We start from the raw sequence: 12,406 nt of genomic DNA on the forward strand, positions 1-12,406 counted from the left end.
GGCGGATTGCGGCTACCACCCGGTATGATCACAGATGTGGTCGTGGGGAGGGGATCAGTTTGCGGGATATTGCAGCCTTGCTGGCGGGGGCCAGTCTGGCCATGGGCGGGACGCCACTGGCGGTCAGCGCGCAGGAGGCTGAGGAAGCCCCTGCTGGCGGAGAGAACGGCGAAGACGCCAGCGCCGACGCCAGCGCCGACGCCAGTGCCGACTCCAGCGCCGACGCGGTCCAGCAGGTGCTGGCGCTTGGCGGCATGGTTTACGTGCCACAGGACTTCGCCCGTTTTGCCCCGCGCAATGCGCTCGACATGTTGCAGCAAGTGCCCGGCTTTTCCATTCGCGGTGACGATGGCCAGCGCGGGCTGGGCCAGGCCAGCGCCAACGTGCTGGTCAATGGTGCGCGGATTTCCAGCAAGTCTGACGGGATTTTTGACCAGTTGCGGCAGATTTCCATCGACCGGGTGGAACGGATCGAGATTGTCGATGCCGCCAGCCTGGCCATTCCCGGCCTGTCTGGCCAGGTGGCCAACGTGGTGACCAGTCCCGGTGCGATCAGCGGCCAGTTCGAATATCGCGCCACCGCCCGGCCCCGCTATGCCGAGCCGAGTTATTTCGGCGGATCGGTGTCGGTCAGCGGATCGGGGGAAAATCACGAATGGACCGTGGCCTATAACCACGGCGTGGGCCGCGGCGGAGGGGGCGGAGGCCTCGCCACGATCAGCGATGCTGCGGGCAATATCATCGAAAACCGCGATGCGGCGATCCGCTTTGTCGGCGATTTCCCGCAACTTTCCGCGCGCGGCAAATGGACCAGCGCGGGCGGCACCATCGTCAACGCCAACGCCAGCTACAGCCGCAACTTCAACCATTTCTCCGACGATGAATACCGCGATCTGGTGATCGGCGTGGACCGCTTTCGCAATTTCGACAACCGCAACCGCGGCTGGGGTTATGAGCTGGGCGGCGATGTGGATTTCGCGCTGGGTGCGGGCCGGATGAAGGTGATCGTGCTGGAAAGCTATGACCGCGGCAGGGTGCGCCAGGATTCGGTATTCATCTTTGACGATGGCTCCCCCGATACCGGCAACCGCTATACCGCGCGGACCGAGACGGGTGAGCGGATTGGCCGCGCCGAATACAGCTGGGCGATGCTGGGCGGGGACTGGCAATGGGACGGTGAGGCCGCTTTCAACCGGCTGGACCGCAGCGCCAGCCTGTTCAATCTCGATCCGTCGGGCGACTTTGTCGAGATCGCCTTTCCCACCGGATCGGGCGGAGTGACGGAGGACCGTTATGAAACCATCCTGACGCATAACCGGACATTGACCGGCGGCCTGTCGCTGCAGGTTGGTGTGGGCGGAGAATATTCCACGCTGGCGCAAAGCGGGCCGGGCGGGCTGGTGCGGCGCTTCTGGCGGCCCAAGGGTTCGGCCACGCTGGCCTGGGTGGTTGAGGACGGGCTGGACGTCTCGTTCAAAATGGCCCGCGAAGTGCGCCAGCTGTCATTCGGCGATTTCCTTTCCAGCGTCTCGCTCAACCAGAACAACCAGAATGCTGGCAATGTGCAGCTTGTACCGCCGCAGGTGTGGGAAGCGGATCTGGAGATCGACAAGGATCTGGGGCCGTGGGGTTCCACCACGCTGAAGATCTATGGCCGCTGGTTTGAGGATCTGGTGGAAATCATCCCGCTGCCCGGCGGGCTGGAGGCAAGCGGCAATATCCCCTCCGCCCGGCGCTATAGCATTGACTGGCGATCCACGTTCGAGCTGGCGCAGATGGGCTGGAACGGGGCCAAGCTGGATAGTGTGGTGGTCTATACCGACAGTAGCCTGTCCGATCCGCTGACCGGCATTGCGCGCCCGTTCAGCGGCCAGACCAATGTCCAGCTGGAGCTTAACCTGCGGCATGATATCCCCGGCAGCGACTGGGCCTGGGGTGCAGGGGTAAGTTACAATCACACCCTGCCTTTCTACCGTCTTGGCGAAGTGGGCCGCGACGATGAAGGCCCCGCCTACACCTATGCCTTTATCGAACATAAGGACGTGCTGGGCATGACTGCCAATTTCCAGGTGTTCAACCTGACAGGAGGAAGTGCACGATTCCAGCGCACGGTCTATGCGGGCTACCGTGACCGCACGCCGGTGCTGTTCCACGAATATCGCAACCTGTCGGTGCAGCCGATCTTCCGCTTTCAGCTGACGGGTGATTTTTAGCGGTATTGCGTCAGATCACTTCGTGGCGCAGGAAAGTGCCATGAAACATGCTCCCCCGCCCGCCGCTCTGCCCGCTGCTCTGCCCGCCGCGCTGCCCGTCGCGCTGGCCACCGCATTGCTCGCCGCCAGCGCCCTCATCGCCGTTCCGTTGCAAGCACAGCAGCGCGAGACAATCGTCATTGCCGATCAACGCATACCCACCAGCGAGATGCGCGCAGATCAGGCCGCGCTCGATGCCAGCACCCAGCTGGAGCGGATTGCGCGCCGTGACGATGCCGGGGTGATGCTGGCTGCGGTCATCGTGGTCAATCCCGATGCTGGCGAAGCGGCGCGCGCGGCTTCCGCTGGCGATGGCTTGCTTCAGGGCCGCACCGTGCTGGTGAAGGACAATATCGAAACGCGTGAATTCCCCACCACCGCCGGGTCGCTGGCCCTGGCAAACAACAACACTGGCCGCGATGCTCCATTGATCGCCAATCTGCGCCGCGCGGGCGGGGTGGTGCTGGGCAAGACCAACCTGTCCGAATGGGCCAATATTCGCAGCACCACCTCCTCCAGCGGGTGGAGCGCGGTGGGCGGGCAGACGCGCAATCCGCATGCGACTGACCGCAACACCTGCGGATCATCCGCGGGCAGCGGCGCGGCGGTGGCGGCGGGCTTTTCCTGGGCGGCCATCGGCACGGAGACCGACGGATCGATCACCTGCCCGGCCAGCGTAAACGGCATTGTCGGCTTCAAGCCCACCGTGGGCATGGTCAGCCGCACCCATGTGGTGCCGATCAGCCACTCGCAGGACACCGCAGGACCAATGGCCAGCAATGTCCGCGATGCAGCGCTGCTGCTGGCCGCGATTGCCGGCAGTGATCCGCTCGATCCCGCAACGCAGGATGCGGATGAGCATGTCACCGATTTCACTCAGGGCCTGCAAACCGCATCCCTCCAGGGCGTGCGGCTGGGCGTGATGCGCAACCAGATTGGCGGCAATGCGGCGGTTGCGGCGGTGTTCGAACAGGCATTGCGCGATCTGGAAGCGGCGGGCGCAGTGCTGGTGGACGTGGATTTCACGCCCGATGAAAGCATGGGGATGAATGAATATGGCGTGCTGCTGTATGAGCTGCGCGAGGATCTGAACGCCTATCTGCAAGGCTCGCCTGCCGATATTCCGGTGCGCTCGCTGGCCGATGTGATCGCCTTCAACACCGCCCATGCCGATCAGGAATTGCGCTGGTTCGGGCAGGACATCTTCGAACTTTCGGAACAGACCACGGACCGCGCGGCCTATGAGGCGGCGCGTGCAACCAGCTTCAATCTGGCTGGCCCTGAAGGGATAGACCGGCTGCTGGCGCAGCATGATGTCGCCTTCCTGATCGCCCCCACCGAAGGCCCTGCATGGCCGATCGACCTGGTGCTTGGAGACCATTTCGCGCCCGGAATTGGCGCGGGCAGCCTGGCCGCAATCGCCGGATATCCGCACCTGACCGTGCCGATGGGCGCTGTGGAGCGGCTCCCGGTGGGCCTGTCCTTCATCGGCGCAAAATGGCGCGATGCCGCGGTTTTGCAGGCGGGTGCGGCCTATGAAAGGGCGCGCAGCGTTACCCTGCCGCAGCCTTCTTTTCAGCCCTGGCAGCCAAACTGAGCGACACAGTTTGATACATTTGCTATGTTGTTCGTCCAGTTGATTGCGTCTAGCGAAACTGGACATAATCAACGGATGGATCTGCGCGCTTGCAATTGTTGTTGAGGGATGCCGGGCGCTTCGCCCTTGCTGCTGCGCTTTTGTGCGCGGCCAATCCCGCGTGGGCGCAGGAAGAAGACACGGCCATTCCCGGTGAACTGCTCGCCGGGCCGAGCGAGCAGCCCGTTGCCGCAGAGCAGAACTTCCCGCTTTCCAACGCGCCGCGTGTCTATGTCCCGGAAGACTTCGCGCGTTTCGCCCCGCGCACAGCGCTCAACCTGATCGAACAGATACCCGGCTTCAATGTCGAAGGGGGCGGCGGCGGCTTCAATGGCGGCGGACGCGGCTTTGGCGAGGCATCGGGCAATCTGCTGATCAACGGGGACCGGATTTCCAGCAAATCCACCAGCACGCGCGATGAACTGTCGCGCATCCCGGTCAGCAATGTGGTGCGGATCGAGATTGTCGATGGCGCGTCGCTGGAAATTCCCGGCCTGTCTGGCCAGGTGGCCAATGTCATCGTGCGCACGGGCAGCATGTCGGGCCAGTTTTCCTGGCGCCCGCAGATTTCCACCGGACCCGCGCCTGTTGGCTGGAGCGAGGGCAATATCTCGGTGCGCGGCTCCGCAAGCGGGGTGAATTATTCGCTCGCCTTCAACAGCGGCGGCTTCATCCGTGGGTCGGAAGGCCCCTCCATTTTCACCGACAGTGCAGGCGTGGTGGATGAGCGGTTCAACACGCAATCGGCGGACTTCAAGCGCCCCTCGCTGACCGGCAGCTTTGCCTTCGAGATTGCGCCCGAGGTCAAGGTCAACCTGAACCTCTCGGGCGGGCTTACCATTTTCCGGTCTGATGAGGAGGAGCGCCGCACCGCGCTCAATCCGCTGCCGACATTCTTTGAGCGGTTCCGCTCCACCAATGATCAGCATTCCTACGAGATCGGCGGCGATATCGAGTTCCCGCTCGGCCCCGGCAAGCTCAAGCTGATCGCTCTGGAGAGCTACGAGCACGGCAATTTCAAGACAAGTTCGCTGCTCGACCTGGGCACTGCGCCCACCAGCGGCAGCAGGTACGAGCGGTTGAGCGACACGGGCGAACGGATCGCGCGGGCCGAATACAGCTGGGGAATGCTGAACGGCGACTGGCAGATTTCGGGCGAAGCGGCGTTCAACCGGCTCGACAATGTCGCCAGCCTGTTCGGCTATAACGCCATCACCGACGAGTTCTTCCAGATTCCCTTCCCCGCGGGGACCGGCGGCGTGCGCGAGGAGCGGTTCGAATCGATCCTCAGCTACTCCACCTCGCTGACCGAGGGGCTGTCGCTGCAACTGGCGGCGGGCGGCGAATATTCAAAGATCTCACAGACCGGCGTCAATGCCCTGTCGCGCACGTTCCAGCGGCCCAAGGGCACGGTTTCGCTGTCCTGGGCGGCGGCAGACGGGCTGGACATCAGTCTGAAAGTTGCGCGCCGCGTGGGACAGCTCAATTTTGGTGACTTCCTCGCCAGCGTCAATCTGACCGATGAAAACCAGAGCACCGGCAACAACCAGCTGCGCCCGCAGCAGAGCTGGGAAACCGAGCTGGAAGTGTCCAGGAACTTCGGGCGCTGGGGTTCGGCCACGCTGACGCTGTTCGATCACCGGATAGAGGACTTCCTGACCATCATCCCCACCATTGGCGGCGGGGAATCGAGCGGCAATATCGACAGTGCACACCGCCGGGGCCTGCGTCTGAACGGTACGCTTCAGATGGAGGCACTGGGCTGGCGCGGTGCCCAGCTGGACGTGCGCATCAGCGCCGAGGATTCCAACCTGCTGGATCCGGTCACCTTCCTGCCCCGCCGTTTCGACCGCAATTCCCCGTTCGAGATTCGCCTCGATTTTCGTCATGACGTGCCCGATACCGATTGGGCCTGGGGCGTGGAATTCCGCGATACCAGCAGCGCGCTCGGCTATCGCCTGAGGGAAGTCACGCTGGATTATAATGTCGCCACTTTCGGGGCGATCTTTGTCGAGAACAAGGATGTGCTGGGCCTGACCATCAGGGGCCGCGTGGGCAATATTTTCAATGGCCGCAACGTGCTGCAACGCACGATCTACAGCGGCCCGCGCAACACCGCACCGGTGCTGTTCAGCGAAGACCGGCGGCTGGCCATCGGCCAGGTATTCAATCTCAGCGTTTCAGGAAGTTTCTGAGCGGCCAGTCCTCCCCACAAGACTCGCATGCCGCAATAGAAAAGGCGGCCCCGCCATCTGGCAGGGCCGCCCTCTTTTTGTCTGGGCCGAAGCCGACTGCAGCTGGGTCTAGGCCTTCTTTGCCGGAGCTTTCTTGGCCGGAGCCTTCTTCGCAGGTGCCTTCTTGGCAGCGGGCTTCTTCTCCGCGGCAGGCTTTGCTGCTTCCTTGGCCGGAGCCTTCTTGGCAGGGGCCTTCTTTGCGGCGGGCTTGGCTTCTGCCTTCTCCGCAGCCGGCTTTGCCTCTGCCTTCTTGGCGGGAGCCTTCTTGGCCGGTGCCTTCTTCTTGGCAGCAGGCTTGGCGGCGGTGGATTCCTCCGCCTCGATCGCGGCTTCCAGTTCCTCGCGAGTCACTTCGCGCTCGGTCACTTCGGCCTTGTCGAACAGGAAATCGACCACCTTGTCTTCATACAGCGGCGCGCGAAGCTGGGCCTGGGCCATCGGTTCGCTGCGAACATATTCGACAAAGCGCTCACGGTCGGCAGGGCTATACTGCTGCGCGGCCTGCTGGATCAGCATGGACATTTCCTGGTTGGTAACTTCCACGCCATTGGCCTGGCCAATTTCAGACAGCAACAGGCCCAGGCGCACACGGCGCACGGCAATGCGGTGGTAATCGTCCTTCTCGGCTTCGATTTCCTTCTGCGCCGTAGCGGGATCTTCTTCCTTGGCGGCTTCTGCCTGCAGCTGGTTCCAGATCTGTTCGAATTCAGCCTCAACCATGGTTGGCGGCACTTCGAAATCATAATCGGCAGCCAGCGTATCGAGCAGCTGGCGCTTCATCTGCGTGCGGGTGAGCCCGGCAGTTTCCTGCTCCAGCTGGCCCTTGAGAATTTCCTTGAGCTTGTCGAGACCGTCGAGGCCCAGGCTCTTGGCGAATTCCTCGTCAATCCTGGTTTCATCTTCGACCTTCACAGCCTGCACCGTCACGGCGAATTGGGCATCCTTGCCCTTCAGGTTTTCGGCCGGATAATCATCGGGGAAGGTTACCGTGATGGTCTTCTTGTCACCGGTCTTCACGCCCGTGAGCTGGTCTTCGAAACCGGGGATGAACTGGCCGGAGCCCAGCACCAGCGGGGTGTTCTCGGCCTTGCCGCCTTCGAATTCCACGCCGTCGATGCTGCCGACGAAATCGATCACGATCTGATCGCCGTCAGCGGCCTTCTTCGTCTTGGCGGCGTCCTTGTAGCTCTTCTGACCCTCGGCCAGACGCGCCAGCGCCGCATCCAGGTCCGCATCGCTGACCGGAACGTTGAGCTTTTCCAGCTTCAGGCCATCGATGGAGGGCACCTCGATATCGGGCAGCACTTCCACTTCGATGGTCAGTTCGGCATCCTTGCCCTGTTCATAGCCTGCGGTCATGTCGACCTTGGGCTGCAGCGCGGGACGCAGCTTCTTGTCACGGATCAGGCCTTCGACCGATTCGCGCAAAGTGGCGTTCAGTGCATCGGAATGCAGCGCCTCGCCATGCATCTTGCGGACCAGATTTGCAGGCACCTTGCCGGGGCGGAAGCCGGGCATTTTCACCTGCGGTGCAACCTTCTTCACCTCGGCATCGATGCGGGCATCGATATCCTTGGCCGGAATGGTCAGAGTGTAGGCGCGCTTGAGGCCTTCGTTGGTGGTTTCGACAATTTGCATTTACCCGTGCCTTTTCAATAATCTTGCCTTGCCCAGATCGCTGAAGGAACTGGTGCGGGCGAAGGGACTCGAACCCCCACATCTTTCGATACTGGTACCTAAAACCAGCGCGTCTACCAATTCCGCCACGCCCGCGGCCCGACGAATTCGCTCAGGCATGCGCCTGACAAACAGGCATGCGCCCTTATATTTGCTAAGCACAAAGGGCAAGCGGCACGAGCGTGCAAAATGGCTTAATCTGCATATCATGCGATGAAGTGTGATTGATTTTCCCGCCATTGCGTGGCTAAGCGCGCAACCATGAGCGACAAAACCGAACAAGACACACCGCCCGATCACCTGGCAATCCACCCCTCCAGCGAATTCTTCGATGCTGACAAGCTGCAACGCGGCGTGGGCATCAGGTTCAAGGACCGGGTGCGCACCGATATTGAGGAATATTGCATTTCCGAAGGCTGGGTGCGCGTGCAGGCGGGCAAGACGATGGACCGCAAGGGCCGTCCGCTGACGATCAAGCTGAATGGCCCGGTGGAAGCCTGGTATGAAGACCTGGGCGACGAACCGCCGGTCAACAAGAAGGGCTAAGGCCCGCCGCGCAGGCCGTTCCTCACACAACTGACCTTACACCACCGGCCTCACACGACTGGCCTCACACGACTGGATCGTAGGGATCGTCTTTCTCGTCCGGATGGGTGGTGGTCATGCGCAGCACGATATAGCCCAGTATGGCCGAGATCAGCGAGCCGGTGAGAATGCCGATCTTCGCCTCGTCTATCAGCAGGCGATATTGCGGGAAGGCCAGTTCGCCGATGAACAGCGACATGGTGAAGCCGATCCCGCACAAGATGCACACGCCCCACACTTCGGGCCAGCTGCAACCGTCCGGCTTCTTGGCGATGTTGAGCTTGTCGGCCAGATAGACGCAGGTGAAGATGCCCACCTGCTTGCCCACCACCAGACCCGATGCCACCGCCAGCGGCAGCGGTGCGAGCAGTTCTGGCAGACCCATGCCCGCCAGCGCCACGCCGGCATTGGCAAAGCCGAACAGCGGCACCACCAGATAGGCGTTCCAGCCCACCAGCCCGTGTTCGATATTTTCCAGCAGGCTGTTGCCGTCGCGCCGGTGCATGGGGATGGTCAGCGCGGCCAATACGCCAGCGATGGTGGCATGGACGCCTGAATTGAGGACGCAGTACCACAGCACGATGGCGGCAAAGATATAGGGCCAGATCCGGTCCACCTTGATGCGGTTCATGGCGATCATCGCGCCCAGCACCAGGATCGATCCGATCAGCCAGATCAGCTTGATATTGGCGGTAAAGAACACCGCGATGATCATCACCGCGCCGATATCGTCCACGATCGCCACGGTCAGCAGGAACAGCCGCAGGGGCGCAGGAACGCGCGTGCCCAGCAGGCCGACCACGCCCATGGCAAAGGCGATGTCGGTTGCCGCCGGGATTGCCCAGCCGCGCACCAGATTGGGCTCGCCGCCGGCAATGAGGGTATAGACCAGCGCCGGAGCCGCCATGCCGGCAATCGCCGCCAGCACCGGCAGCGTGCGCTGCTTGGGATCGGACAGATTGCCGACGATCAGTTCGCGCTTCACTTCCAGCCCGACAACGAAGAAGAAGATCGCCATCAGCCCGTCATTGATCCACAGGTGCAGCGTGTTCAGCTTGAAGGTGGCGCTGGGAAACAACTCTCCGTGGAACAGGTGGTGGTAGCTGTCCGCCACCGCGGAATTGGCCACGAACATGGCCGCCGCGGCAACCGCGATCAGCAGGACGCCTTCGAAGGCATCGCTGATGAACAAGGCCTTGAAGGGCCGGACGACTGCTCTGATGATCGGTGTGTTTGCCATGTGTATTCGTCTTTTCGCAATTGCGGTAAGGATGCAACCCTCGCCTGACGGATCATTGAGTTTTTTGTCTGTGATCGATAGGCCTATGAAAAAATACGTAAGACCTTACTGGTGAGTGAATGAATCTGGGGCATTGGACCATCTTGGAATGGCTGGCGGTTGTAGAGCAGGAGTTACTGCTTTTTGCCGGCATGTTCTTTCTGATCGGGGCGTTGGACGAGCTGGCAGTTGACGGACTGTGGGCCTGGCTGCGGCTGACTGGCCGCAACCGCAGCCTCAATCTGGTGCGCGAGGATGTGCGCACGCGCCGGTTGAACGGTCATGCAGCCGTCTTCATTCCCGCCTGGAAGGAAGAGAGCGTGATCGAACACACGATCACCCATGCTCTCAGGGCCTGGTCGCACACCGAATATGTGATTTATGTCGGCTGTTATCGCAACGATATGGCCACACTGGAAGCCGCCATGCGCGGTGCCGGCAACGATCGCCGCGTGCGCATTGTGGTGCATGATTGCGATGGCCCCTCGACCAAGGCCGATTGCCTCAATCGCCTGTATGCCGCGATGGAGATGGACGAACAGCGCAGCGGCCAGGATGTGCGCATGGTCCTGCTGCACGATGCAGAAGACATGGTCGATCCCGCGGAAATGGGCCTGATGGACAAGGCGATTGAGCGCTTTGAATTCGTCCAGATCCCGGTCCTGCCTCTGCCGCAGAAGGAATCGCGCTGGATCGGCAGCCATTATTGCGAGGAATTTGCCGAGGCGCATGGCAAGACCATGGTGGTGCGCGATGCCATGGGGGCCTGCCTGCCGGCCGCAGGCGTGGGCTGTGCGCTTGATCGCGGCATGCTGCGGGACATGGCTCACCTGCAGGACGCCAATGCACCCTTTTCCGTCGAATCGCTGACCGAGGATTATGAGCTGGGCATGCGCATAGAGGCGGCGGGCGGTCGTTCCCGCTTCCTGCGCGTGCGCGGCGATGATGGCGAGCTGGTGGCGACGCGGGCCTTTTTCCCTTCCCGGATCGATTCCTGCGTGCGCCAGAAATCGCGCTGGGTCCATGGCATTGCGCTGCAGGGGTGGGACCGTCTGGGCTGGGAAGGCGGCCTGACCGAACGCTGGATGCGGCTGCGTGACCGGCGCGGGCCGATGGCCGCTGTGGTGCTGGCCTGCGGATATGCCTTCTTCATTCTGGCGGGTCTGTTCTTTGTCCTGGGCGAACTGGGTGTCGAGCGTCCGTGGCAGACCGATCCGCTGCTCAGCATGCTGATTGTCGCCAATCTTGCGAGCTTTGTCTGGCGGGCGCTGGTGCGCTTTGCCTTTACCGCCCGCGAATATGGCCCGGTTGAGGGGCTGCGCGCCATCCTGCGCATTCCGGTGACCAATGTGATCGCGATCATGGCCGGGCGCAGGGCAATCGTGGCCTATGCCCGCACGCTGCGCGGTGGCGAGGTGTTGTGGGAAAAGACCCATCACGAACTGCATCCCGCCGCGACATTGCGTGAAGTCCCGACAACATGAACCGGGGCCGGAACAGCAGACCCGCCTGGCGCGGACAGCCACTGGCAATGCTGGGCCTGGTGATGCTGGGCTGGATCGGGATGCGCGCGGCCACGTGGGAAGCGCCATTCCCCGCCCATGTCATGATCGCGCAGCTGATCAACACCACCGCAGCGGACGCGCCAAGCGCGCAGGATACGCCTCCCGCCGGCTTCCCGCGGCTGCAATCGCCATTGCGCGCGGGTGAGGGTGGAGAGGCTTTGGACTGGGCGCCGCCCGCCGTGCCCGATGCACCTGCGGCCAGTGGCTGGAACGATCCCGATCGCGCCGCGCAGCCATGGGACGGCGAACAGCTTTCCGATACATCGCAGGTCTTGCTCCGGAACACGCCTCAGAATGCGGCCCATAAGGCGCCTCAACGGATTGTGGCGGGGCATACGATGCTGTTGGCAGCGGCCTTCTCGCAACTGGAAGTGCCCGAGCATCTGCGCGTGTTCTTCGATCCGGTGCAAGACCGTGTGCCCGGTCGATCCGGCGATACCGGTCTGGCCTCGGTTGCAGCTGCTGCACCGCAGGCCGCGCCCTTCGCGGTGCCCTATGCGGGCGCGCAGCAAGACGGGGAGGGCCGCTGGTCCGCCGATGGCTGGTTGATGTGGCGGCAGGACAGCGCATCGCCGCTGCTTTCGGGCCGTCCGTCCTATGGCCGCAGCCAGGCAGGCGCGGTGGTGCGATATTCCCTGGCACCGGCCAGCCGCAACCGGCCGCAAGTATACGTGCGCGGATCGGGCGCGCTGGAAGGTGCGCGTGAGCATGAAGCGGCGGCAGGCGTCTCTGCCCGCCCGATTGCCGCTGTCCCGATTCGCCTCGCGGCTGAAATGCGGCTGGCGCGGCGTGCTGGCGGAACAGATGTGCGGCCCGCTGCCTATGCGGTGACCGAATTGCCGCCGGTAGAGCTGCCCGCCGGGCTGACCGGGGAGCTGTATCTGCAGGGCGGCTATGTCGGCGGCGATTTCGCCACCGCCTTTGTCGATGGGCAGGCGCGCGTCGATCGTGCGCTGGCGGGTTCCCAGGACGTGCAATTGCGCGCAGGCGGCGCGGTCTGGGGCGGCGCGCAGGATGATGCCCGCAGGCTGGATATCGGCCCAAGCGCCTCTGTAACCTTCCGCCTGGGCGATACGCGCGGGCGTGTGGCGGCTGATTATCGCTTCCGCGTGGCGGGCGATGCGCAGCCGGCTAGTGGCCCTGCGCTCACACTATCCGCCGGATTTTAGGCACAACTC

The 12,406-nt window shown here is 62.9% G+C and carries 8 protein-coding genes and 1 tRNA gene; 6 read left to right on the forward strand and 3 right to left on the reverse strand.

Annotated features, from left to right (window positions below; genetic code table 11):
- The first annotated feature begins 59 nt into the window (after positions 1-59).
- The 3 genes from GRI32_RS08920 (at position 60) to GRI32_RS08930 (ending at position 6,083) form a co-directional block, all read left to right on the forward strand.
- Positions 60-2,213, forward strand: a complete 2,154-nt coding sequence (locus tag GRI32_RS08920; RefSeq protein ID WP_160591375.1) for a TonB-dependent receptor plug domain-containing protein — start codon at positions 60-62, stop codon at positions 2,211-2,213.
- A gap of 40 nt (positions 2,214-2,253) precedes the next feature.
- Positions 2,254-3,849, forward strand: a complete 1,596-nt coding sequence (locus GRI32_RS08925; protein WP_160591377.1) for an amidase — start codon at positions 2,254-2,256, stop codon at positions 3,847-3,849.
- Positions 3,850-3,950: 101 nt separating this feature from the next.
- Positions 3,951-6,083, forward strand: coding sequence for a TonB-dependent receptor plug domain-containing protein (locus tag GRI32_RS08930; RefSeq protein WP_160591379.1), 2,133 nt, complete (start codon positions 3,951-3,953; stop codon positions 6,081-6,083).
- Positions 6,084-6,191: 108 nt separating this feature from the next.
- Here the strand turns inward: GRI32_RS08930 and tig are convergent, their stop codons facing one another.
- Both tig and GRI32_RS08940 read right to left on the reverse strand, forming a co-directional pair.
- Positions 6,192-7,760, reverse strand: a complete 1,569-nt coding sequence (gene tig / locus GRI32_RS08935) for a trigger factor (protein ID WP_160591392.1) — start codon at positions 7,758-7,760, stop codon at positions 6,192-6,194.
- 50 nt (positions 7,761-7,810) lie between these two features.
- Positions 7,811-7,895, reverse strand: a tRNA-Leu gene (locus GRI32_RS08940).
- Positions 7,896-8,060: 165 nt separating this feature from the next.
- On the opposite strand from GRI32_RS08940, the gene GRI32_RS08945 reads away from it, so the two are divergent.
- On the forward strand, positions 8,061-8,345 hold the full coding sequence (locus GRI32_RS08945; protein ID WP_160591393.1) for a DUF3297 family protein: 285 nt from the start codon (positions 8,061-8,063) through the stop codon (positions 8,343-8,345).
- Between the two features lie 64 nt (positions 8,346-8,409).
- Here GRI32_RS08945 and nhaA read toward each other — a convergent pair whose 3' ends face one another.
- Positions 8,410-9,624, reverse strand: a complete 1,215-nt coding sequence (gene nhaA / locus GRI32_RS08950; RefSeq protein WP_160591395.1) for a Na+/H+ antiporter NhaA — start codon at positions 9,622-9,624, stop codon at positions 8,410-8,412.
- A gap of 119 nt (positions 9,625-9,743) precedes the next feature.
- Between nhaA and GRI32_RS08955 the strand changes: the two genes are divergently transcribed.
- Positions 9,744-11,147: a glycosyl transferase family protein gene (locus GRI32_RS08955; protein ID WP_160591398.1), complete on the forward strand. Its 1,404-nt coding sequence runs from the start codon at positions 9,744-9,746 to the stop codon at positions 11,145-11,147.
- Positions 11,144-12,397 carry a hypothetical protein gene (locus GRI32_RS08960; protein ID WP_160591400.1) on the forward strand — a complete coding sequence of 418 codons (1,254 nt, stop codon included), beginning with the start codon at positions 11,144-11,146 and terminating at the stop codon, positions 12,395-12,397. The genes GRI32_RS08955 and GRI32_RS08960 overlap by 4 nt, the downstream gene beginning before the upstream one ends.
- The last annotated feature ends 9 nt before the right edge of the window (positions 12,398-12,406 follow it).

The organism is Alteraurantiacibacter aestuarii, from assembly GCF_009827405.1.
Lineage (GTDB): Bacteria > Pseudomonadota > Alphaproteobacteria > Sphingomonadales > Sphingomonadaceae > Alteraurantiacibacter > Alteraurantiacibacter aestuarii.